Origin of the sequence: Duganella lactea, from assembly GCF_009857505.1 — a bacterium.
Taxonomy (GTDB): domain Bacteria; phylum Pseudomonadota; class Gammaproteobacteria; order Burkholderiales; family Burkholderiaceae_D; genus Rugamonas; species Rugamonas lactea.
Genome location: NZ_WWCP01000041.1, coordinates 22,123 through 44,021 on the forward strand (window position 1 = coordinate 22,123; position 21,899 = coordinate 44,021).

The window sequence follows — 21,899 nt, forward strand, 5'->3', positions numbered from 1 at the left end:
CATGAACACCGCATTCCGCAAAAACTTGCCTGGTACCCAGCTAGACTACTTCGACGCGCGTGAAGCGGTCGACGCGATCCAGCCAGGCGCCTGGGCCAAACTGCCTTACACTTCGCGCGTGCTGGCGGAGAACCTTGTGCGCCGCTGCGATCCGGCCACGCTCAATGCCTCGCTGTCGCAGCTGATCGAGCGTAAAAGCGATCTGGATTTCCCGTGGTTCCCTGCGCGCGTGGTGTGCCACGACATCCTCGGCCAGACCGCGCTGGTGGACCTGGCCGGCCTGCGCGACGCCATCGCGGAGCAGGGCGGCGATCCGTCGCTGGTCAACCCGGTGGTGCCGACGCAGCTGGTGGTGGACCACTCGCTGGCGGTGGAATGCGGCGGCTTCGATCCGGATGCCTTCGACAAGAACCGCGCCATTGAAGACCGCCGCAACGAAGACCGCTTCCACTTCATCGACTGGACCAAGAGGGCCTTCCTCAATGTGGACGTGATCCCGCCCGGTAACGGCATCCTGCACCAGATCAATCTGGAACGCATGTCGCCGGTGATCCAGGTGACGGACGGCGTGGCCTATCCGGACACACTGGTCGGCACCGATTCGCACACGCCGATGGTCGATGCGCTGGGCGTCATCGCCGTCGGCGTTGGCGGTCTGGAAGCGGAGACGGTGATGCTGGGCCGTGCCTCGTGGATGCGTCTTCCCGACATCGTCGGCGTGGCGCTGAGCGGCAAACCGCAGCCCGGCATCACCGCCACCGACATCGTGCTGGCGCTGACTGAATTCCTGCGCAAGGAAAAAGTGGTGTCGGCCTATCTGGAATTCTACGGCGAAGGCGCCACCGCGCTGACGCTGGGCGACCGCGCCACCATCTCCAACATGGCGCCGGAATTCGGCGCCACCGCCGCGATGTTCTCCATCGACGAGCAGACCATCAAGTACCTCAAGCTCACCGGCCGCGATGACGCGCTGGTGGCGCTGGTCGAACAATACGCCAGACATACCGGCCTGTGGGCCGACAGTCTGAAGACGGCGGAGTATGAGCGTGTGTTGGCGTTCGACCTGTCGACCGTGGTGCGCAATATCGCTGGCCCGTCCAACCCGCACAACCGCGTGCCGACCTCCGAACTGGCGGCGCGTGGCATTTCCGGCGTAGTGGAGAACGAGCCAGGCAAGATGCCGGATGGCGCCGTTATCATCGCCGCCATCACCAGCTGCACCAACACCAATAACCCGCGCAACATGATCGCCGCCGGTCTGCTGGCGCGCAATGCCAATAAGGCCGGCCTGCTGCGCAAGCCGTGGGTCAAGTCCTCGCTGGCGCCGGGATCGAAGGCGGTGACGTTGTACCTCGAAGAGGCCGGGCTGCTGTCGGAACTTGAGAAGCTGGGCTTCGGCGTGGTGGCCTACGCCTGCACCTCCTGCAACGGCATGTCCGGCGCGCTGGACCCGGTGATTCAGAAGGAAGTAGTGGAGCGCGATCTGTACGCGACCGCCGTCCTGTCGGGCAACCGTAACTTCGACGGCCGCATTCACCCATACGCCAAGCAGGCTTTCCTGGCGTCGCCGCCGCTGGTGGTGGCGTATGCCATCGCCGGCACCATCCGCTTCGATATCGAAAAAGATGTGCTGGGCCACGATGCCGACGGCAAGCCGGTGACGCTGAAAGACCTGTGGCCTGGCGACGAGGAAATTGACGCGATCATCGCGGCCAGCGTCAAGCCGGATCACTTCCGCAAAGTCTACATCCCGATGTTCGCGCGCAGCGAGGAGGTGGGCGAGCGCGCCGCGCCGCTGTACGACTGGCGTCCGCAATCGACTTATATTCGCCGGCCACCTTACTGGGAGGGCGCGCTGGCCGGTGAGCGCACGTTGAAGGGCATGCGCCCGCTGGCGGTCCTGGGCGATAACATCACCACCGACCACCTTTCGCCATCCAACGCCATCATGATGGATTCCGCCGCCGGCGAGTATCTGCACAAAATGGGACTGCCGGAACAGGACTTCAATTCCTACGCCACGCACCGGGGCGACCACCTGACCGCGCAACGCGCCACCTTCGCCAATCCGACGCTGAAAAACGAGATGGTGCGCGATGCGGAAGGCAAGGTCAAAGCCGGCTCGCTGGCGCGCGTTGAACCCGAGGGCAAGGTGATGCGCATGTGGGAGGCGATTGAAACCTATATGGATCGCAAGCAGCCATTGATCATCGTGGCCGGCGCCGATTACGGCCAAGGCTCATCGCGCGACTGGGCTGCCAAGGGTGTGCGACTGGCCGGTGTGGAGGTGATTGTGGCCGAGGGCTTCGAGCGTATTCACCGCACCAATCTGGTCGGCATGGGTGTGCTGCCGCTGGAGTTCCAGCCGGGCGTGAATCGTCTGACCCTGGGCCTGGATGGCAGCGAGACCTATGACGTGACCGGCGAGCGCAAACCGCGCGCCGTGCTGACGCTGGTGATCCATCGCCGCAATGGCGAGCGCATGGGGGTGCCGGTGATCTGCCGTCTCGACACGGCGGAAGAATTGTCGATCTACGAAGCCGGCGGCGTGCTGCAGCGCTTCGCCCAGGACTTCCTGGAATCCGCAAAGGCGGCATGATGAAGTATCAACCGCAAATCAAAATCCCTGCCACCTATATGCGTGGCGGCACCAGCAAGGGCGTATTCTTTCGCCTGCAGGATCTGCCGGAAGCGGCGCAGCAACCGGGCGCCGCCCGCGACCAGCTGCTGCTGCGCGTGATCGGCAGCCCCGACCCCTACAGCAAGCAGATCGACGGCATGGGCGGCGCCACCTCCAGCACCAGCAAGACGGTGATTCTGTCCAGAAGCGCGCGACCCGGCCACGATGTCGACTACCTGTTCGGCCAGGTCTCCATCGACCAGGCCTTCGTCGACTGGAGCGGCAACTGCGGCAACCTGTCGGCGGCGGTGGGCGCGTTCGCCATCAGCGGCGGACTGGTTGACCCGGCCCGCGTGCCGCGCGATGGCGTGGCGGTGGTGCGTGTATGGCAGGCCAACATCGGCAAGACCATCATCGCCCACATCCCGATGACCAACGGCGAAGTGCGGGAAACCGGCGACTTCGAGCTCGATGGCGTGACCTTTCCGGCCGCCGAAGTGCAGTTGGAATTCATGGACCCTGCGGCAGAAGAGGAGGGCGCGGGCGGCGCCATGTTCCCGACCGGCCAAGTGGTGGACGAATTGGAAGTCCCCGGCATCGGCACATTGAAGGCGACCATGATCAACGCTGGCATCCCGACCATCTTCATTAACGCCAATGCCGTTGGCTACAGCGGCACCGAACTGCAAGACGCCATCAACGGCGACGCCAGGGCATTGGCGATGTTCGAGACCATCCGCGCCCATGGCGCGCTGCGTATGGGCCTTATCAAATACCTGAGCGAGGCCGCCACGCGCCAGCACACGCCGAAAGTGGCCTTTGTTGCGCCGCCAGCCGGCTATGTCGCATCGAGCGGCAAGCAGGTGGCGGCGGGCGATATCGATCTGCTGGTGCGCGCGCTCTCGATGGGCAAGCTGCATCACGCCATGATGGGCACCGCCGCCGTGGCGATCGGCACCGCCGCCGCGATTCCCGGCACGCTGGTCAACCTGGCGGCGGGCGGAGGCGAACGCAATGCGGTGCGCTTCGGCCACCCATCCGGCACCCTGCGCGTCGGCGCCGAAGCGGTACAGCAAAACGGAGAATGGAGCGTGAAAAAAGCGGTAATGAGCCGCAGCGCGCGTGTGCTGATGGAAGGCTGGGTCCGAATCCCCGCTTGATGACCCGAATGGAGGAGACAATGAAGTATGCTGATTTTTATCAGCGCTCCGTCGTCACGCCCGAAGATTTTTGGCGTGACGAAGCTGCGCTCATCGATTGGAACACGCCGTTCTCGCAGGTGCTGGATTATTCGCGCCCGCCGTTCGCCCGCTGGTTCGTGGGCGGCAAGACCAACTTGTGCCACAACGCGGTGGACCGCTGGTGCGCCACGCAGGGCGACAAGCCCGCGCTGATCGCCATCTCAACCGAAACCAACACCGAGCGCAGTTACTCCTTCAGTGAGCTGCATGTGGAAGTGCAGCGCTGGGCGGCGATGATGCAAGCACTCGGCGTGCGCAAGGGCGATCGTGTGTTGATCTACATGCCGATGATCGCCGAGGCGGCGTTCGCGATGCTGGCCTGCGCGCGCATCGGCGCGGTACATTCGGTAGTGTTTGGCGGCTTTGCCGCCAACAGCCTGGCCAGCCGCATCGACGACGCCAAGCCGGCGCTGATTGTCTCCGCCGATGCCGGTTCGCGCAACGGCAAGCCGATTCCCTACAAACCGCTGCTGGACGAGGCCATCAGCCTGGCGTCCAGCAAACCGGCGCGGGTGCTGCTGGTGGACCGTGGCCTGGCGCCGATGCGGCGTGTGGAGGGCCGCGATGTCGACTACGCCGCGTTGAACGCCGCGCATCTGGCCGCGCAGGTTCCGGTGACGTGGCTGGAATCGAACGAGCCATCCTACATCCTCTACACTTCCGGCACCACCGGCAAGCCGAAAGGCGTGCAGCGCGATGTCGGCGGCTATGCGGTGGCGCTGGCGGCGTCGATGAAGCACAACTTCTGCGGCAAGGCCGGCGAGACATTCTTCGCCACCTCCGATATCGGCTGGGTGGTGGGCCACTCGTATATCGTCTACGGCCCGCTGATCGCCGGCATGGCGACCATCATGTACGAAGGGCTGCCGATTTGCCCCGACCCAGGCATCTGGTGGAGCATCGTCGAGAAGTACCGGGTCACGCGCATGTTTTCGGCGCCGACCGCGATCCGCGTGCTGCGCAAGCAGCAGCCGGAGTACATGCGCAAGCATGACAAGTCGTCGCTGAAGGCGCTGTATCTCGCCGGCGAGCCGCTGGACGAAACCACGTCGAGCTGGATCGCCTCCGAACTCGGTGTGCCGATCATCGACAACTACTGGCAGACCGAGACCGGCTGGCCTATCCTGTCTATCGCCAAAGGGATAGAGGATGCGCCGACAAAGCTGGGCAGCCCCGGCGTCGCCATGTACGGCTACAAGGTCAAGCTGATCAACGAGACCACCGGCGACGCATGCGCGGCCAACGAAAAAGGCGTGGTGATGATCGAAGGGCCGCTGCCGCCAGGCTGCATGCAGACCGTGTATGGCGACGACGCGCGCTTCGTCGATACCTACTGGACGCGTAACGGCGACAGCGTGCTGTACTCCACCTTTGATTGGGGCGTGCGTGACGCGGACGGTTACTACTTCATCCTTGGCCGCACCGACGATGTCATCAACGTCGCCGGGCATCGCCTCGGCACGCGCGAGATCGAGGAGTCGATCACCAGCCATCCAAATGTATCGGAGGTGGCGGTGGTGGGGGTGGAAGACAAGCTCAAAGGCCAGGTGGCGGTGGCCTTCGCGATTTTGAAGGACGCCAATGCCGGCACGCTGGAGCAGGACGTGATGGCGGTGGTGGATCGCCAGCTTGGCGCGGTGGCGCGGCCGGCGCGCGTGTACTTCGTGACGCAGCTTCCTAAAACGCGTTCGGGCAAACTGCTGCGCCGCTCGATTCAGGCGATCTGCGAAGGACGCAGCCCTGGCGATGTCACCACCATCGAAGATCCCGCTTCACTGCAGCAAATTCAGCGTGCGCTTTTGTAAGGCTTCGGTAAGGCTGCTCTTCTATTCTGTGTACAAGCTCGAATAGAAGAGCACTAATAACGGAGACACACAATGCATGACGATCTTGTTCAACAACTCAAGCGCGACCCCAATTATCATCGACTGGTCAAGTCCCGCTCCCGCTTTGGCTGGCTGCTTACCGCGGCAATGCTGGTCGTCTACTACGGCTACATCCTGCTGATCGCTTTCGACAAGGAATTCCTTGCTACCAAAACCGGTGATGGCGTCATGACCTGGGGCATGCCGATTGGCCTGTTCGTCATTGTGTTCACGGTGTTGATCACCGGCGTTTACGTCCGCCGCGCCAACAGCCAGTATGATGAACTGACCCAAGCCATCCACGACAAGGTGAAGCCATGAGCATCTTGAAGAAACTGATGGCACCAGCGCTGCTGGCCGTATGCGGCGTTGCGCTGGCCGCCGGTGGAGACCTGGGCCAGGCCGCCAAGCAGCCCACCAACTGGACCGCGATCACCATGTTCGGCGTGTTCGTGTTGTTCACGCTGTACATCACCAAATGGGCGGCCGCGAAAACGCGTTCCGCTGCCGATTTCTACACCGCCGGCGGCGGCATCACCGGCTTCCAGAACGGCCTGGCGATCGCCGGCGACTTCATGTCGGCGGCGTCGTTCCTCGGCATCTCCGCGTCGGTTTTCCTGAACGGCTATGATGGCCTGATCTACGCCATCGGCTTCCTGGTCGGCTGGCCGATCATCACCTTCCTGATGGCGGAGCGCCTGCGTAACCTGGGTCGCTTCACCTTCGCCGACGTCGCCGCATACCGCTTCAAGCAGGCGCCGATCCGCATCTTCTCCGCTTCCGGCACGCTGGTGGTGGTGGCTTTCTATTTGATCGCGCAGATGGTCGGCGCTGGGCAGTTAATCAAGCTGCTGTTTGGCCTTGAATACTGGATCGCCGTGGTGCTGGTCGGTACGCTGATGATGATCTACGTGCTGTTCGGCGGCATGACCGCCACCACCTGGGTGCAGATCATCAAAGCCGTGATGCTGCTGGGCGGCGCAAGCTTCATGGCGATCGCCGTGCTGGCGCAGTTCCATTTCAGCCCGGAAGCGCTGTTCGCCAAATCGGTCGAACTGCACGCCAACAAAGACGCCATCATGGGCCCCGGCACCTTCATCAAGGACCCGGTCTCCGCGATCTCCTTCGGCATGGCGCTGATGTTCGGCACCGCCGGCCTGCCGCACATCCTGATGCGCTTCTTCACCGTGCCAAGCGCGAAAGAGGCGCGCAAGTCGGTGTTCTGGGCCACCACCTGGATCGCCTACTTCTACGTGCTGACCTTCATCATCGGCTTCGGCGCCATCGTTTTGGTGGGCACCAATCCCGAGTTCAAGGACGCGGCGGGCAAGCTCCTGGGCGGTAACAACATGGCGGCGGTGCACCTGGCCAAAGCGGTTGGCGGCAATGTCTTCCTGGGCTTCATCTCGGCCGTGGCTTTCGCCACTATCCTGGCCGTGGTCGCTGGCCTGACGCTGTCCGGCGCATCGGCGGTATCGCACGATCTGTACGCCACCGTGATCGCCAAGGGCCAGGCCAGCAGCAAGAGCGAGCTGAAAGTGTCGAAGATCACCACCATCGCGCTGGGCATCATCGCCGTGGTGCTGGGTATCGCGTTCGAGAAGCAGAACATCGCCTTCATGGTGTCGCTGGCGTTTGCGATTGCCGCATCGGCCAACTTCCCGGTGCTGTTTATGTCCGTGCTGTGGAAGGACTGCACCACCCGCGGCGCCACCATCGGCGGCTTTATCGGCCTGACCATGGCGCTGGTGATGACGGTGCTGTCGAAGTCCGTATGGGTGGATGTGCTGGGCCACGCCGAAGCGCTGTTCCCTTACGCGTCGCCCGCGATCTTCTCGATGCCGGCCGGCTTCCTCGGCATCTGGATCTTCTCGCTGCTCGACCGCAGTCCACGTGCGCGCATCGACCGCGCCGGCTATGAGGCGCAGCAGATGCGTTCGGAAACCGGTATCGGCGCGGCTGGCGCATCGGCGCACTGATATCACGCCACTGGTTGTAGAGACGATGCCCGGTTCGCCGGGCATCGTCGTTTGGTATCAGGCGAAAGTGGCCACCACCGGCGTGTGATCGGACGGCTGTTCCCATTTGCGCGGCACGCGGTCGATGATGCAGCCGGTGCAGCGCTGTTTGAGCGCGTCCGACAGCAGCAAGTGGTCGATGCGCAGGCCCTTGTTCAGGCGGAAGCCAAGGCCGCGATAGTCCCACCAGCTGAACGATTTATCCGCCTGCTCGAACATGCGGAAGGCGTCGGTCAGGCCGAGGTCCAGCAGGCGTTTGAGCTGCGCGCGCTCCTCCGGCGACACATGCACCATGCCTTCCCATGCCGCCGGGTCGTGCACGTCGCGGTCTTCCGGCGCGATGTTGTAGTCGCCCACCACCGCCAATTGGGGATATTTCGCCACCTCTTCCTGAATCCAGTCGTGGAAGGCGTTCAGCCACGCCATCTTGTACAGGAATTTCTCCGCGCCGACCGCCTGGCCGTTCGGCACATAGGCGCACACCACGCGCACGCCGTCGATGGTGCCGGCGATGATGCGTTGCTGCGGGTCTTCAAATTTTGGGTTGTTCTTGACGACGTCGTGGATCGGCAGCCTGGAAATGATCGCCACGCCGTTATAGGTCTTCTGGCCCGTGTAGGTGACGTGATAGCCGGCCGCTTCCAGCTCGGCCAGCGGGAATTTGTCGTCTGTTAATTTTGTTTCCTGTATGGCTAGCACATCCGTAGGGTTTTCTTCCAACCACTTCATAACGTGCGGCAGTCTTACGTTCAAAGAGTTAACATTCCAAGTGGCTATTTTCATATCGGCGTTTCCTGCATGGGGTTCGAGTGGCTTGCATCTTACAACATTTGGATTTAACACATTATTTGCTATTTTATAAAGCCGGCTGAAAAAACATGAAAAACTCTTCCTTCGGAAGGGGCGTAGCGCCTAAAATGTTGCCGAATGTGTGAAATAAAAAAATAATTGCCAATTCTGTCTCCTTGTTGTCAAAATAGAACTGAGAGTCGAGACAAAGTAAGTAAATTGGAAATATACTGGTAATAAAATGAGTAGAAAACTTGTGTTTTCGTTTCGCAACATAAACAGTAAAATTCGCGTGTCTATTTGCGTTGTGGTGGCGCAATAAATGATACTATATGGAAATAATCTGTGGTTTTTATAGTGAATTGCGCGTAGCGCATTTACAAAGGAATAGAAAATGCGATCTGCATTTGAAGCATGGGCACAGCGCGACGGTCATATCGTCCGCCGCCGTGAAGACAAGCCAGACGAGTATCTGGTCTTTGAAACGCAACGCCGCTGGGTAATCTGGCAAGCGGCGCTGGAGCATGGCAAACCGCCGGGCGGCCGCAAGACCGCCGCGCAAAAGGAGGCCGCCGCCGCTGAGAAGCGCGCGGCGGAAGCCGTGCAACGTCCACCGGCGATCAACGCCGACGAGGCGGCCGTGCGCAATCAGGTGCTGAACGAAGTGCTGGATGCTTTCTCGTCGCTGGGCGGTGAGCGCGGCATGGACGACATCCTGAAAGTGGTGCAGGGCCTGAAACGCAAGCAGGACCAGGCTATCGAGCCGGTGGCGGCGAAAGCGCCGGCCCGTCAGAACGCCTGAGGTACAAGGCGTAAAGTGCAAGGCTTTACGCCGCTTGATTAAGCATATAAAACCGGCAGCGGGCTGGTACACTCGTCTGTATCTTTATTCCAGAGACAGACCATGTATCTCCGCCCCGCTGCAGCGGTTGCGCTGCTTGCCTCGCTGGCAGGCTGCGCGTCCCTGACTGAATCCACCGATCAAAACGTGTTGGTGCAGACCGTGCTCGATCACCGCGAGATCGCGGGTGTGGGCTGCGTGCTGTATAACGACATGGGCAAATGGTTTGTCACCACGCCGGCACGCATCACGCTGCGCAAAAGCGCGGGCCCGCTGCGCATCGATTGCGAGAAGTCCGGCAAGGCCTGGGCTTACGAAAAGGTGGAGTCCAGGGCGGACGCCAATATTTGGGGAAATCTGGTGTTGACCGCCGGTGTCGGCGTCTATGTGGACCGCAATACCGGCGCCGGCTATGACTATCCGGACGTGCTGACGGTGGTCATGCGTCCGGCCCAGCCAAAGGAAGATGGGCCACCGCCGGCTGCCGGGGTGACCCTGTTCTGATTAGTTGGCGCGGTTAATCAGGAAGTTCGACAGCAGCGGCACCGGACGGCCGGTGGCGCCTTTGGCACCGCCCGATTTCCACGCGGTGCCGGCGATGTCCAGATGCGCCCAGGTGTACTTGCGGGTGAAGTTTTCCAGGAACGCGGCGGCGGTGCACGAGGCGCCGCCCGGGGTGCCGATATTGGCCAGGTCGGCGAAGTTGGACTTCAGTTGCTCGTTGTACTCCTCGCCGATCGGCAGGCGCCATGCGGTGTCGCTGGCGGCTTTGCCGGCGGCCATGATCTCGTCGGCCAGTTTGTTGTGGGCGTCGTCGTCGCGGGTGAACAGGCCGCTCTTGTGGTGGCCCAGGGCGACGATGCAGGCGCCGGTCAGCGTGGCGATGTCGATCACTGCGGCCGGGTTGAAACGCTCGGCGTAGGTCAGCGCGTCGCACAGCACCAGGCGGCCTTCGGCGTCGGTGTTGAGGATTTCGATGGTCAGGCCGTTCATCGAGGTGACGATGTCGCCCGGCTTGGTGGCGCGGCCGGAAGGCATGTTCTCGCACGAGGCGATCACGCCGATCACGTTCAGCTTCAGATTCATTTCACCGATGGCGCGGAAGGTGCCCAGCACCGAGGCGGCGCCGCCCATGTCGTACTTCATCTCATCCATGCCAGGACCTGGCTTCAGCGAAATGCCGCCGGTGTCGAAGGTGATGCCTTTACCGACCAGCACCACCGGCGCGTCTTTGGCTTTGCCGCCTATGTGCTTGATGATGATGAATTTCGGCGGCTGCTCGCTGCCGTTGGTGACCGACAGGAAGCTGTTCATCTTCAGCGCTTCCAGTTGTTTGCGGTCCAGCACTTCGACGTCGAACTTGTAGTCCTTGCCCAGTTTTTTGGCCACGTTGGCCAGGTGGGTCGGGGTGCAGACGTTGGCCGAGGTGTTGCCCAGTTCCTTGGTCAGGTCCATGCCGTTGGCGATGGCCACGGCTTGCGCCAGCGCCAGTTTGGTGGCGGCGGTATTTGGCACCGCCAGCGCGACTTTCTTGACACCGGCGGGTGCCGGATCTTTCTTGCTCTTTTGGCCATCGGTGCGGAATGCCGACTCGTGGGCGCTCTGCACCACGCAGCGGATCGCCCAATTGACGTCACGCTCTTTCACTTCGGTCATCGGCAATGCGATAATAGCGTCGCTCGCGCCCAGGGTGGAGAACACTTTCAGCGCCGCAGCCACGCCGCCGGCAAAGCTTTTCTCGCTGACGGCATCGTCGCTGCCCAGGCCAACCAGCAGCACGCGCTCGGCGCCGGCGCCTTTGACGCCGCGCAGCAGCAGCGTGGTGCCGGCCTTGCCGGTGATGTCGCCGGACTTGAGCGCGGCCGTGATTTCACCGGCGCCGTCCAGCGCCTTGGCAGCCTGCGACAGCTTTTTGTTTTCGAAGACCGCGACGGCGACGACGCCGGCTTTGGCCGTTGCGATGGTGTTTTTTGTGTCGAATGCTTTTATGCTAAAGTCCATTTGATTCTCCGTGTCGTGTACGTACTTAAAACTTGTGGTCCCGTATAGTGTCTATATGAGCCAAACTAGCGAATTATAATCTTCAATGATCTTTCAACGCGCCCTACGACGTGAAATGGCCAATACGGCCGGCGCCTCTTTCACGGTGCTGTTCAGTATCTGCGTGACCTGGACCCTGATCGCGGTCCTCGGCAAAGCCGCCGGCGGCAAGGTGGCGTCCAGCGACGTTATCGCGCTCATCATCTTCGCGACGCTGAATTATCTGCCAACTATCCTGATCCTCACCAGCTTTATTTCTGTGCTGATGGTGGTCACCCGGACCTATCGCGATTCCGAGATGGTGGTGTGGTTCGCCTCCGGCCTGTCGCTGACCAGATGGATCGTGCCGGTGCTGACTTTCGGCCTGCCGTTGGTGCTCATCACCGGTTTGCTGAGTTTCGTCGCCACGCCATGGGCCAAGCAGAAAAGCGCCGAATATGTCGAACGCTTCGAAAAACGCGAGGACTTGCAGAAGGTCTCGCCGGGCCAGTTCAAGGAATCGGCATCGGCCAACCGCATCTTCTTTGTCGAGGGCGTGGCCGGCAAGACGGCGGTGGTGCAGAATGTGTTCGTCAATACCGTCGATGAACGCGGCACCGCCCTCATCGTCGCGCGCGAAGGCGTGATCAACAACGGGCCAAAGGGCGAGCGTTATCTGGTGCTGAAGAACGGTCGTCGCTACCAGGGCACGCCGGGCCAGGCGGATTTTCAGACCATGGAGTTCGAAAGCTACAGCATGCGCGTCACCAGTCAGACGCAGGATCTGGAGGGCGACAAGGACACCGATTCCATCCCCACCATGCAGCTGTTCAAGGACAGCAGCTATGGCGCCCGCGCGGAGCTGTTGTGGCGCCTGTCATCGCCGCTCACCTGCCTGGTGCTGCTGTTGCTGGCGATTCCGCTGGGCTTCGTCAATCCGCGCGCCGGCAGTTCGGCCAACTTGATCATCGCGCTGCTGATCTTCTTCAGCTATAACAACTTCGTCAAGTTGCTGGAGACCAGTGTGCGGCAAGGGGGCATGGCGTTCGGCGTGGCCTGGTGGCCGCTGCATCTGGCCGCCGCGCTGATCGTGTTTGCGCTGTTTGCCTGGCGCCTGTACCTGAACCACCCGTACCATCCGCTGGCGCTGCTGGCCGCGTATAAACGTTCGCGCCATGGCGCGGGCAAGAAAGTTGTCTCGTCATGAAAATACTGCAACGCTATTTCGCGGTCTCGATACTGCAAGCTGTCGCCTTTGTGCTGGTGGCGTTCCTGGCGCTGCAAGCCTTCATGGACCTGACCGGCGAACTGCCGAAGGTGAGCCAGAGTGGCGCCGGCGTGCAGTTCGCGTTCCTGTACGTGCTGCTGCAGTTGCCCGGCCACGTGTATGAGGTGATGCCGCTGGCGGCGCTGATCGGCACCATTTACACCATGGCGCAGTTTGCGGCGACATCGGAGTTCACCATCATGCGCGCGTCGAGCATGTCGACCGGGATGGTGGCGGGCATGCTGGCCAGGATCGGTGTGGTGCTGGTGATTATCACCTTCCTGGTCGGCGAACTGGTGGTGCCGCGCACCGCGCCGCTGGCGGAAAAATTCAAGCTGACGTCGCGCGGCACGACCATCTCCACCGAATTTCGCTCCGGCCTGTGGACCAAGGATATCGTCAAGTCCGAGGGCATGACCGGCACCGTGATCGGCTCGCGCTTCTTCAACGTGAAGGAGGTCCTGCCGGACAGCACGCTGAAGGATGTGAAGCTGTACGAATTCGATAACAGCTTCCGCCTGCGGTCCATCACGCAGGCCAAGAGCGCGACCTTCCAGGGGCAGAACAAATGGCTGCTGCGGGATGTGACGGAAAATATCTTCAGCAATCCGGAGCTGCTCAAGCCGGGTAGTCAGGCTAACCTGGCCAACAACTACGCGCTGGAGTCCAGCATGATCGAAACCCGCATCAGCGCCACCAAGGATCTGCTGTCGGAGATTACGCCGCGCATTCTGTCGGTATCGCGTTCCGACCCGGAGCGCATGTCGGCGGTGGAGTTGGCGGTGTACACGCGCCACCTGATCGAGAACAAGCAGGAGACGGAGCGCTTCAAGATCGCGTTCTGGAAAAAGCTGTTCGATCCGCTGGCGATCTTCGTGCTGATGGCGCTGGCGCTGCCGTTCGGCTATCTGCACACGCGCAGCGGTGGTGTCAGCCTGAAGATCTTCCTCGGCATTATGCTGGGTGTCAGTTTCCTGTTGGTGAATACGCTGTTCTCGCATCTGGGGCTGCTGAGCACCTGGCCGGCGATGTTGACAGCGATCGCGCCGAGTCTTTTATTTATGGTGCTGGCAATAGGCGCCTTGTGGTGGGTGGAGCGACATTAGAGATGAGTAATAGAGATGAGTAATAGAGATGACTAAGCGAGCACTGATTTTATTTGCGCACGGCGCACGATCCGCATCCTGGGCGGCGCCATTTGAGCGCTTGCGCGACCTGACGCAGGCGCGCCAGCCGGAGGTGCGCGTGCAGCTGGCCTTCCTGGAACTGATGACGCCACGCCTGCCGGAGGTGGTGTCGGCGCTGGTGGCCGACAGCATTGTCGACATCACCGTGGTGCCGGTCTTCCTGGGGCAGGGCGGTCATGTGCTGCGCGACCTGCCGCTGATGGTGGACGAACTGCGCGTCGCTTACCCGCAGGCCGCCATCAAGGTGGTGGAGGCGGCCGGCGAGAACGAGGCGGTGCTGAAGGCGCTGTCCGACTATTGCGTGGCCGCGCTGGCGTAAGCTATTTTCGCGGAACGATTTTGACTTCGTAGATTTTCGGCCAGAGTTTGCCTGTGACGAACAGGCGCTTTTTCTCGGCGTCGTAGGCGATGCCGTTCATGACGTTTTCGCCGTTCGGGCCCTTGCCGGCGTCCGGATAGAGCTTGCCGAAGTCGATCCAGCCGGTGATCTTGCCGGTGCGCTGGTCGATGCGGGCGATGGTGTTGGTGTGCCAGATATTGGCGAAGATTTCGCCTTCCACCACTTCCAGTTCATTGAGCTGGTCGACGGCGATGCCGTCGGCCGTCACCTTCACGCGGCGCACCTCAAGGAAGGTGGCTGGATCAAGGAAGCGCAGCGTGGCGCTGCCGTCGCTGAGAACCAGCTCCTTGCCGTTGCTGGCCAGGCCCCAGCCTTCGCCGGGATAGGCGAACTGGCTTTTCATTTCAAAGGTCTTCAGGTCGAACACGAAGCCGGTCTGGCTTTGCCAGGTGATGCTGACCAGCGTATCGCCTGATGCCGTCATGCCTTCGCCGAAATACTGCGGCGGGATGTTCTGGCTTTGCAGCACCTTGCCGGTGGCCAGATCCACTTTGCGGATCGATGACTTGCCGTTCAGGCCCGTGCTCTCATACAGGAACCCATCGCGATACAGCAGGCCTTGCGTGAAGGCCTGCGGATCGTGTGGATAGCTGTGCACCACCTTGAAGTCGTAGGTCGGCACGGTGGCCGATGCGACCACCGGCAGCAAGGTGGCGAGGAGCAGGGCTTGAGCGTAAATCTTGTTCACTATGCAGTTACCGAATTTTGTAGTTCAACCATGGCGTCCAGCGTGGTGCCGGGCGTATCCAGCTCCGCTTGCACACAAGCGCGGGCCTCGGGCGCTTGCACCAGGTCGATGGCCTGCTGGCGCGCACGCTCCGCCGCAGCAGTATCGCCGCAGCCGTTCAGCAAGTCCAGTACCAATGCGACTTCGGTGGTGTAGTTGAATACATCGGCCAGCAGTTCCGCCATGCCTTCGGTGGTGAGCACATTGATATGGCTCTTCAGTTCATTCAGCTGTGCCGCGGCCTGCGCCAGATGCTGTTCGGGATGCGGCAGGAAGCGCCGCGCCAGCGCGTAGTCGCCGCAGGCCATCACCGACGGCAGCGCCTCGCGCGCATGCTGGCGCGCCTGCGCGTCCGGCAGGCGCTCGAACAAATGATAAGTGTTTTGCAAGTCGCCCAGCTTGTCGTTGATGATGCGGACATCGTGGAACGCGTCGGGCGCGGAGGGTAGTTGCGCGGCCAGGCGGTCGCGCTCTTCGACCAGCGCGCGGCGCGCCGGCACATATTCTTCCGCCAGCCTGGCCCACGCGGCCAGCACGTAGGACAGCCGCAGCGAAGCGGTTTCCGGATCTTTGCCGGTGGCGTCGAACAGCGCGATATATTCCTGCAGCGCGGGCTCAAACTCGCCGGCGGAGTGGGCGTTCCAGGCGCTTTCCAGTCGTTGAACAGTGTCCATTACATCCTCTTGTGATAGGAATGGACATTCTAATACCGAAAACCGGAAGTCAGGCGCGGAGTTGGGCGGCGATTGTGTTGCTAATCGCGGTATCGACATGCTGCTGGGGGCGCGGGCGCATCGCTTCACCGATCATTACCAGCACCGGGCCTTGCGGCGTGCCGAGGCCTTGCGTCAGGTCGGCGATGGTCATGCGGTGGATCCGCTGGTCGGCGCGGCTGACGTTTTCGATGACCACCACCGGCTTGTCCGGCGCGTGGCCGTGGGCCAGCAGGCGCTCGGCGGTGGCGATGGCTTCGCGGCCGCCCATGTACTGGACCAGCGTGTCGGTTTCCGGAATGGCGTCGTGGTCCGAGTGTTCGGGCGCGGTGGAGGAGGTGAAGAAGGCCACGCTGCGGGCGATGCCGCGCTTGGTCAGCGGTTGCCTGGTGGCCGCCGCCGCCGCCAGCGCGGTGGTGATGCCGGGGACGATTTCGACGTCGATGCCGGCCGCTTCGAGCGCGCGCAGCTCTTCGTCGGCGCGGCCGAACATCATCGGGTCGCCGCCCTTCAGGCGCACCACCAGTTGCGCCTTGTGCGCGTAGTCCACCAGCATTTCGTTGATGATTTGCTGGGCCAGCGAGCGCTGGCCGCTGCGTTTCCCGGCCAGGACTTTTTCCGCCTGCGGGCATAGTTGCAGCATCTCCGGCGTGACCAGCGCGTCGTAGAGTACGACGTCGGCTTGCGCCAACAGGCGCGCGCCGCGCAGGGTGATGAGGTCCTGCGCGCCGGGGCCGGCGCCGATCAAATACACTTTTCCGGGAGATGCCATGAGATGTTAGCTTTGATGCCGTCATTCCGGCCTGCGCCGGAATGACGTTGGATGGGTTACAGGCGAATCATCCCGGCCGCGACGGTCTGGTGGGTGACTTCATCGATCAGGATGAAGGCGCCGGTGGCGCGGATGTCGCTGTAGGCGTCGGCGGCCAGCGGCTGCTGCACGGCCAGTTCGATGGTGGCGATGTCGTTCAGCTTCAGTCCTTCGGCACTGTGGCGCTGCTGGGTGTTGATGTCCAGCAGAGACTCGATCGCCTTCACCTTGGCCGAGGTCTGCCTGGTGCCGTGCTTGATCCAGTACTTGCGGCGCACGTCCAGCGGCTCGTCCGACATCCAGCAGACATCCGCCTTCAGCTGCTTCAGCTGCGTGGCTGGCTGCGCGGCGCTGGCCAGCAGATCACCGCGCGAGATGTCCAGATACTCGTCCAGCAGCAGCGTGATCGACTGCCCCACCACCGCCGACTGGTGCGAACCTTCCAGCGTAACGATGTCCTTGACCGTGGCCGCCTGGCCGGATGGCTGCACCACCAGCTTGTCGCCGACCGACACCTTGCCGGCCTCAATGCGGCCCATGTAGCCGCGGAAGTCGTTGGCTTCGTGGCCGTTGTGGCGCGCCACCAGCTGCACCGGGAAGCGGAACGGCGCGTTGTGCGATTCCTCGTACACCGACAGCGATTCCAGCAGCTCGATCAGCGTCGGGCCCTGATACCAGCCCAGTTTCTCGCTCTTTTCCACCACGTTGTCGCCGGTCAGGGCGGACAGCGGGATTGGCGTGATGTCCTTCAGGCCCAGCGTCTCGGCGAACTCGCCGTAGGCCTTGACGATGCGGTTATAGATATCCTGGTTGTAGTCCACCAGGTCCATCTTGTTGACCGCCACGATCACATGCTCGATCTGCAGCAGGTGGGCGATGGTCGAGTGGCGCTTGGTCTGGATCAGCAGATCGACGCCGCCATCCTCGCGCAGCTTCACTTTCGACACATCCACCAGAATGATGACCGCATCGGCGGTGGAGGCGCCGGTGACCATGTTGCGGGTGTACTGCTCGTGGCCCGGCGTGTCGGCGATGATGAACTTGCGCTTCGGCGTGGCGAAGTAGCGGTAAGCCACGTCGATGGTGATGCCTTGTTCACGTTCCGCTTCCAGGCCGTCGGTCAGCAGCGACAGGTCGACCGTGTCGCCCACGGTGCGTTTGTGCTTGGAGCGGGACATGGCGTCCAGCTGGTCGGCGAAGATGCCTTTGCTGTCGAACAGCAGACGGCCGATCAGGGTGGATTTGCCGTCGTCGACGGAGCCGGCGGTGATGAAGCGCAGCAGGCTTTGTTCGTTGGTGTTCTTGGTCATTAGAAGTATCCTGCTTTTTTACGTTTTTCCATCGACGCTTCGGACGTCTGGTCGTCCATGCGGGTGGCGCCGCGTTCCGTCACTTGCGTGACCGCCGTTTCGGCGATGATCTGCTCCACGGTGGCCGCGTCCGACGACACCGGGCAGGTGCAGGAGATATCGCCGACGGTACGGAAGCGCACCACTTGCTTTTGCACGGTCTCGCCTTCGCGCGGCGGCGTCAGATCGGTCAGCGGCACCAGCAGGCCATTGCGCGGAATGACTTCGCGCTCGTGGGCGAAGTAGATCGGCGGCAGTTCCAGTTTTTCGCGGGCGATGTACTGCCACACATCCAGCTCGGTCCAATTCGAGATCGGGAACACACGCATGTTCTCGCCCGGATGGACGCGGGTGTTATACAGGTCCCACAGTTCCGGGCGCTGCGATTTCGGGTCCCATTGGCCGAATTCGTCGCGGAAGGAGAAGATGCGCTCCTTGGCGCGGGCTTTCTCTTCGTCGCGGCGGGCGCCGCCGATGCAGGCGTCGAAGCCATGTTCGGCGATGGTTTCGAGCAGCGTCACCGCCTGCGCGGCGTTGCGCGAATCGGTCTGCGGATTGCGCAGACGCACGGTGCCCTTTTTGATCGAGTCTTCGACCGAGCCGATGATCAGGCGCTCGCCCAGTTCGGCCACGCGCTTGTCGCGGAAGGTGATCACTTCCGGGAAGTTGTGGCCGGTGTCGACGTGCACCAGCGGGAACGGGAATTTGCCAGGGCGGAAAGCCTTCTCGGCGATACGCAGCAGCACCACCGAGTCTTTACCGCCGGAGAACAGCAGGGCGGGGTTGCTGCATTCGGCGGCCACTTCGCGCATGATGTGGATCGCTTCGGACTCCAAAGCGTCGAGGTGGCGCGAATTCACGTGCACGTTGTTTTCTACTAGAGCGTTCATTTGTATTCTTTCAAGCTGCTACAGATTTAATGCGTATCAGTTTGCCGTCGACGACGTGGAGGCCGCACTCTTTCGATTCCGGATTCTCCCACCACCAGCGGCCGGCGCGGACATCCTCACCTGGCTCGATGGCACGGGTGCACGGTTCGCAGCCGATCGATGGATAGCCCTGGTCATGCAATGCATTGTAAGGTACGCCGTTGTCGCGGAGGTAGTTCCAGACGTCTTCCTCGGACCAATCGGCCAGCGGATTAAACTTGGTCATCAAGTGCGCCGCATCGTCTTCCTCCACCATCAGCGAACCGCGGGTGGCCGCTTGCGCGCGGCGCTGGCCGGTGACCCAGGCCTTCTTGCCCAGCAGCGCGCGTCCCAGCGGCTCCACCTTGCGGATGCGGCAGCACTCCTTGCGCATCTCGACACTGTCGTAGAAAGCATTCAAGCCATGCTGCGCGACGTAGGCGTCCACCGCCGCTTGCTGCGGCTTGAAGACGGCGATGTCGTAGCCGTAGTGGGCTTTTACCTTGTCCAGCATGGCCAGCGTCTGCTGGTGCAGACGGCCGGTTTCCAGCGAGAAGATGCCGATATCGTAACCGCCCTTCAGAATCAGGTCGGTCAGCACCATGTCTTCCGCCGCCAGCGAGGAGGCGAAGACGGCCGGGGTAAAGTCGCTGGCGATGCGGGACAGCGTGGCGCGCGTGTCCGCAATCAGCTTACTTGCGTCACTCATCAGGTCACTCATGTGCCGCTCCAATCAAATGCCGGCGCCGTCGTTGTTGACCGCGGCGGGCGCGGGGCGCGCGTGACGGCGGAACAGCGGCACCTTCTGGTCTACCGACGCCTGATAGGTTTCGGAGAAATCGGACAGGCCTTTCAGCGCGTCGTGCACATCGCGGTCGGCGCGCACCGCGTAGGCGTCAAAGCCCACGCGCCGCATCGAGAACAGCTGGTCGCGCAGCACGTCGCCGATGGCGCGCAGTTCGCCGGTCCAGCCCAGGCGCGTGCGCAGGTTGTAGGCGATCGAGTAACCGCGGCCGTCGGTGAATTTCGGGAAGTCGACGGCGATCAGCGGGAACTGCTCCAGCAGGCCTTTCAGCGCTTCCGGACGTTCGTCGGGGGCGATCCACACGGCGATTTCGCCGGCGGCGGTGCGTGCCGCCAGCACGTCGCGCTGCGCCAGCCACAGATTCAGCGGTACGATGAATTTGCCTTCGGGGACGGCCACGGTGGCGGGATCGTGCGCGGGCGCGCCTTCGACCGGTTCGGCCAGACGCAGCACCTGCCAATCGTCTTCCACCACTTCATGGCCCTTGATAATCAAATGCTTAGACATATTCATCCTCTCCAACCAGGCGGCCGCCTTTTTCAGCGATCGGCGTGGCGTACACAAATTCCTTGAACGGGGCGACACCGATGCGCGCGACGCATTCGGCAAACGATTCGCCCTCAAAACGATCGCGCAGATAGACTTGCAGCAGGCGGTCGACCACTTCCGGCATTTGCAGCGCGGAGAACGACGGGCCGATGATCTTGCCGATGGCGGCCTTGTTGCCTTGCGCGCCACCGATCGACACTTGATACCATTCGCTGCCGTCTTTATCCACCCCGAGCACGCCGATGTTGCCGACGTGGTGGTGGCCGCAGGCGTTAATGCAGCCGGAGATATTCAGTTCGATCTCGCCGATGTCGTGCTGGTAGTCCAGGTTGTCGAAGCGTTCGGTGATCGCGGCGGCGATCGGGATCGACTTGGCATTCGCCAGCGAGCAGAAGTCGCCGCCGGGGCAGCAGATGATGTCGGTCAGCAGGCCGATGTTCGGCGTCGCCAGGCCGTGCGCCTTGGCTTCCTGCCACAGCGCGAACAACTGCGACTGTTCAACGTCGGCCAGGATGATGTTCTGTTCATGCGTGACGCGCAGTTCGCCGAAGCTGTAGCGGTCCGCCAGATCGGCCATGAAGTCCATCTGTTCGGCGGTGGCGTCGCCCGGCGGCACGCCGGTCTTCTTCAGCGACAGCACCACGGCCGCGTAGCCCGGCACCTTGTGCGGCTTGACGTTGCGGTTGATCCAGTTGGCGAAGGCCTTGTTGCCCGCGGTTTGAGCCGATGCCGCTGCCACCACGTCCGAGTCTTCCAGCTGTTTGTAGGCCGGCGGCTGGAAGTAGTCGATGATGCGCTGCATCTCTTCGGTGGTCAGCGTTTCAGGACCGTCTTTCAGGTCGACCCATTCCGCTTCCACCTGGCGGGTGAATTCTTCCACGCCCAGGGCTTTCAGCAGAATCTTGATGCGTGCCTTGTACTTGTTGTCGCGGCGGCCGTGCTGGTTATACACGCGCATCACGGCTTCGGTGTAGGTCAGCAGGTGCTGCCAGGGCAGGAATTCGCGGATCACGCTGCCGATGATCGGCGTGCGGCCCATGCCGCCGCCGGCCATGAACTTGAAGCCGATTTCGCCGGCGTCGTTGCGCACCACGGTCAGGCCGATGTCATGGATGGCGATCGCCGCGCGGTCTTCGACGGCGCCGTTGATGGCCACCTTGAATTTGCGCGGCAGGGCGATGAATTCCGGGTGGAAGGTCGACCACTGGCGCAGCACCTCGGCGTAGGGACGCGGATCGATGATCTCGTCGGCGGCCACGCCGGCGAACGGATCGGAGGTGGTGTTGCGGATGCAGTTGCCCGACGTCTGGATGGCGTGCATTTCCACCGAGGCCAGGTCGGTCAGGATATCCGGGGTCTGTTCCAGCTCAACCCAGTTAAACTGGATGTTTTGACGGGTGGTGAAGTGGCCATAGCCGCGGTCATACTTGCGGGCGATGTGCGCGAACATGCGCATTTGCTTGCTTGCCAACAGGCCGTAGGGCACGGCGATGCGCAGCATGTAGGCGTGCCGTTGCATGTACAGGCCGTTTTGCAGGCGCAACGGCAGGAATTCGGCTTCGGTCAGCTCATCGGCGAGGCGGCGGCGTACCTGGTCGCGGTACTGGGCGATGCGCTCACGGACGATGAGGTGGTCATACTGGTCGTATTGATACATGAATATTCTTCCTGGATAGTCGCTGATTCCCCAAACTAGCGCTAATAGTAATAAACTTCGTCTTTATTCCAAACTACTTAGTCTTTATTTGCTTATATAAGGATTGGGCATAAGCATGGACGCAAATAATTTT

20 protein-coding genes are annotated in these 21,899 nt (G+C 62.0%); 10 read left to right on the forward strand and 10 right to left on the reverse strand.

Annotated elements, in window-relative coordinates:
• Nucleotide 1: 1 nt before the first annotated feature.
• From acnD to GTP44_RS23285, 5 genes are all read left to right on the forward strand, one after another.
• Nucleotides 2-2,599 carry a Fe/S-dependent 2-methylisocitrate dehydratase AcnD gene (gene acnD, locus GTP44_RS23265; protein ID WP_161021281.1) on the forward strand — a complete coding sequence of 866 codons (2,598 nt, stop codon included), beginning with the start codon at nt 2-4 and terminating at the stop codon, nt 2,597-2,599.
• Nucleotides 2,599-3,780: a 2-methylaconitate cis-trans isomerase PrpF gene (gene prpF, locus GTP44_RS23270; RefSeq protein WP_161021295.1), complete on the forward strand. Its 1,182-nt coding sequence runs from the start codon at nt 2,599-2,601 to the stop codon at nt 3,778-3,780. The genes acnD and prpF overlap by 1 nt, the downstream gene beginning before the upstream one ends.
• Nucleotides 3,781-3,800: 20 nt before the next feature.
• Complete coding sequence (locus tag GTP44_RS23275) at nt 3,801-5,666, forward strand: propionate--CoA ligase (protein ID WP_161021282.1); 1,866 nt, start codon at nt 3,801-3,803, stop codon at nt 5,664-5,666.
• A 72-nt stretch (nt 5,667-5,738) separates the two neighbouring features.
• Nucleotides 5,739-6,047: a DUF485 domain-containing protein gene (locus GTP44_RS23280; protein ID WP_160991881.1), complete on the forward strand. Its 309-nt coding sequence runs from the start codon at nt 5,739-5,741 to the stop codon at nt 6,045-6,047.
• Nucleotides 6,044-7,705, forward strand: coding sequence for a cation acetate symporter (locus tag GTP44_RS23285; RefSeq protein ID WP_161021283.1), 1,662 nt, complete (start codon nt 6,044-6,046; stop codon nt 7,703-7,705). Before GTP44_RS23280 ends, GTP44_RS23285 begins: the two co-directional genes overlap by 4 nt.
• Nucleotides 7,706-7,762: 57 nt before the next feature.
• Here the strand turns inward: GTP44_RS23285 and xth are convergent, their stop codons facing one another.
• Nucleotides 7,763-8,527: an exodeoxyribonuclease III gene (xth, locus tag GTP44_RS23290; RefSeq protein WP_161021284.1), complete on the reverse strand. Its 765-nt coding sequence runs from the start codon at nt 8,525-8,527 to the stop codon at nt 7,763-7,765.
• 400 nt (nt 8,528-8,927) lie between these two features.
• Here xth and GTP44_RS23295 point away from each other — a divergent pair, with 400 nt between their 5' ends.
• Entirely contained in the window at nt 8,928-9,335 is a 408-nt protein-coding gene (locus GTP44_RS23295) for a phiTE_015 family protein (protein ID WP_160991884.1), read from the forward strand.
• A 102-nt stretch (nt 9,336-9,437) separates the two neighbouring features.
• Complete coding sequence (locus tag GTP44_RS23300; protein WP_202412884.1) at nt 9,438-9,878, forward strand: hypothetical protein; 441 nt, start codon at nt 9,438-9,440, stop codon at nt 9,876-9,878.
• Here GTP44_RS23300 and GTP44_RS23305 read toward each other — a convergent pair whose 3' ends face one another.
• Nucleotides 9,879-11,375, reverse strand: coding sequence for a leucyl aminopeptidase (locus GTP44_RS23305; RefSeq protein ID WP_161021285.1), 1,497 nt, complete (start codon nt 11,373-11,375; stop codon nt 9,879-9,881).
• Nucleotides 11,376-11,490: 115 nt separating this feature from the next.
• On the opposite strand from GTP44_RS23305, the gene lptF reads away from it, so the two are divergent.
• The 3 genes from lptF to GTP44_RS23320 are packed head-to-tail and all read left to right on the forward strand — an operon-like array spanning nt 11,491 to nt 14,166.
• A complete protein-coding gene (lptF, locus tag GTP44_RS23310) occupies nt 11,491-12,600 on the forward strand; it encodes an LPS export ABC transporter permease LptF (RefSeq protein ID WP_229256585.1) in 1,110 nt (369 codons plus the stop codon).
• Nucleotides 12,597-13,766 (forward strand): LPS export ABC transporter permease LptG, encoded by a 1,170-nt coding sequence (lptG, locus tag GTP44_RS23315; protein WP_161021286.1) that lies wholly within the window; start codon nt 12,597-12,599, stop codon nt 13,764-13,766. The genes lptF and lptG overlap by 4 nt, the downstream gene beginning before the upstream one ends.
• Nucleotides 13,767-13,794: 28 nt before the next feature.
• On the forward strand, nt 13,795-14,166 hold the full coding sequence (locus tag GTP44_RS23320; RefSeq protein ID WP_161021287.1) for a sirohydrochlorin chelatase: 372 nt from the start codon (nt 13,795-13,797) through the stop codon (nt 14,164-14,166).
• Between the two features lies 1 nt (nt 14,167).
• Here the strand turns inward: GTP44_RS23320 and GTP44_RS23325 are convergent, their stop codons facing one another.
• Genes GTP44_RS23325 through GTP44_RS23360 form a run of 8 tightly spaced genes read right to left on the reverse strand, consistent with a single transcriptional unit; the run spans nt 14,168 to nt 21,766 of the window.
• Nucleotides 14,168-14,935, reverse strand: a complete 768-nt coding sequence (locus GTP44_RS23325) for a glutaminyl-peptide cyclotransferase (protein ID WP_160991889.1) — start codon at nt 14,933-14,935, stop codon at nt 14,168-14,170.
• A complete protein-coding gene (locus tag GTP44_RS23330) occupies nt 14,935-15,648 on the reverse strand; it encodes a hypothetical protein (protein ID WP_160991890.1) in 714 nt (237 codons plus the stop codon). The genes GTP44_RS23325 and GTP44_RS23330 overlap by 1 nt, the downstream gene beginning before the upstream one ends.
• 49 nt (nt 15,649-15,697) lie before the next feature.
• Entirely contained in the window at nt 15,698-16,459 is a 762-nt protein-coding gene (gene cobA, locus GTP44_RS23335) for a uroporphyrinogen-III C-methyltransferase (protein WP_160991891.1), read from the reverse strand.
• Between the two features lie 56 nt (nt 16,460-16,515).
• Entirely contained in the window at nt 16,516-17,808 is a 1,293-nt protein-coding gene (locus tag GTP44_RS23340; protein ID WP_160991892.1) for a sulfate adenylyltransferase subunit 1, read from the reverse strand.
• Nucleotides 17,808-18,737: a sulfate adenylyltransferase subunit CysD gene (gene cysD, locus GTP44_RS23345; protein ID WP_161021288.1), complete on the reverse strand. Its 930-nt coding sequence runs from the start codon at nt 18,735-18,737 to the stop codon at nt 17,808-17,810. The genes GTP44_RS23340 and cysD overlap by 1 nt, the downstream gene beginning before the upstream one ends.
• 10 nt (nt 18,738-18,747) lie before the next feature.
• A complete protein-coding gene (locus GTP44_RS23350; RefSeq protein ID WP_161021289.1) occupies nt 18,748-19,464 on the reverse strand; it encodes a phosphoadenylyl-sulfate reductase in 717 nt (238 codons plus the stop codon).
• A gap of 24 nt (nt 19,465-19,488) precedes the next feature.
• The gene (locus tag GTP44_RS23355) at nt 19,489-20,073 is read right to left on the reverse strand and encodes a DUF934 domain-containing protein (RefSeq protein WP_202412885.1); all 585 of its coding nucleotides are present in this window, start codon (nt 20,071-20,073) and stop codon (nt 19,489-19,491) included.
• A complete protein-coding gene (locus tag GTP44_RS23360) occupies nt 20,060-21,766 on the reverse strand; it encodes a nitrite/sulfite reductase (protein ID WP_161021290.1) in 1,707 nt (568 codons plus the stop codon). Before GTP44_RS23360 ends, GTP44_RS23355 begins: the two co-directional genes overlap by 14 nt.
• Nucleotides 21,767-21,899 lie beyond the last annotated feature (133 nt).

Excerpts from the sequence above, each read along its gene's own strand:
- acnD (WP_161021281.1), top strand. The coding sequence starts at position 2 with ATGAACACCGCATTCCGCAAAAACTTGCCTGGTACCCAGCTAGACTAC.
- prpF (WP_161021295.1), top strand. The coding sequence starts at position 2,599 with ATGAAGTATCAACCGCAAATCAAAATCCCTGCCACCTATATGCGTGGC.
- GTP44_RS23275 (WP_161021282.1), top strand. The coding sequence starts at position 3,801 with ATGAAGTATGCTGATTTTTATCAGCGCTCCGTCGTCACGCCCGAAGAT.
- GTP44_RS23280 (WP_160991881.1), top strand. The coding sequence starts at position 5,739 with ATGCATGACGATCTTGTTCAACAACTCAAGCGCGACCCCAATTATCAT.
- GTP44_RS23285 (WP_161021283.1), top strand. The coding sequence starts at position 6,044 with ATGAGCATCTTGAAGAAACTGATGGCACCAGCGCTGCTGGCCGTATGC.
- xth (WP_161021284.1), bottom strand. The coding sequence starts at position 8,527 with ATGAAAATAGCCACTTGGAATGTTAACTCTTTGAACGTAAGACTGCCG.
- GTP44_RS23295 (WP_160991884.1), top strand. The coding sequence starts at position 8,928 with ATGCGATCTGCATTTGAAGCATGGGCACAGCGCGACGGTCATATCGTC.
- GTP44_RS23300 (WP_202412884.1), top strand. The coding sequence starts at position 9,438 with ATGTATCTCCGCCCCGCTGCAGCGGTTGCGCTGCTTGCCTCGCTGGCA.
- GTP44_RS23305 (WP_161021285.1), bottom strand. The coding sequence starts at position 11,375 with ATGGACTTTAGCATAAAAGCATTCGACACAAAAAACACCATCGCAACG.
- lptF (WP_229256585.1), top strand. The coding sequence starts at position 11,491 with ATGGCCAATACGGCCGGCGCCTCTTTCACGGTGCTGTTCAGTATCTGC.
- lptG (WP_161021286.1), top strand. The coding sequence starts at position 12,597 with ATGAAAATACTGCAACGCTATTTCGCGGTCTCGATACTGCAAGCTGTC.
- GTP44_RS23320 (WP_161021287.1), top strand. The coding sequence starts at position 13,795 with ATGACTAAGCGAGCACTGATTTTATTTGCGCACGGCGCACGATCCGCA.
- GTP44_RS23330 (WP_160991890.1), bottom strand. The coding sequence starts at position 15,648 with ATGGACACTGTTCAACGACTGGAAAGCGCCTGGAACGCCCACTCCGCC.
- cobA (WP_160991891.1), bottom strand. The coding sequence starts at position 16,459 with ATGGCATCTCCCGGAAAAGTGTATTTGATCGGCGCCGGCCCCGGCGCG.
- GTP44_RS23340 (WP_160991892.1), bottom strand. The coding sequence starts at position 17,808 with ATGACCAAGAACACCAACGAACAAAGCCTGCTGCGCTTCATCACCGCC.
- cysD (WP_161021288.1), bottom strand. The coding sequence starts at position 18,737 with ATGAACGCTCTAGTAGAAAACAACGTGCACGTGAATTCGCGCCACCTC.
- GTP44_RS23350 (WP_161021289.1), bottom strand. The coding sequence starts at position 19,464 with ATGAGTGACGCAAGTAAGCTGATTGCGGACACGCGCGCCACGCTGTCC.
- GTP44_RS23355 (WP_202412885.1), bottom strand. The coding sequence starts at position 20,073 with ATGAATATGTCTAAGCATTTGATTATCAAGGGCCATGAAGTGGTGGAA.
- GTP44_RS23360 (WP_161021290.1), bottom strand. The coding sequence starts at position 21,766 with ATGTATCAATACGACCAGTATGACCACCTCATCGTCCGTGAGCGCATC.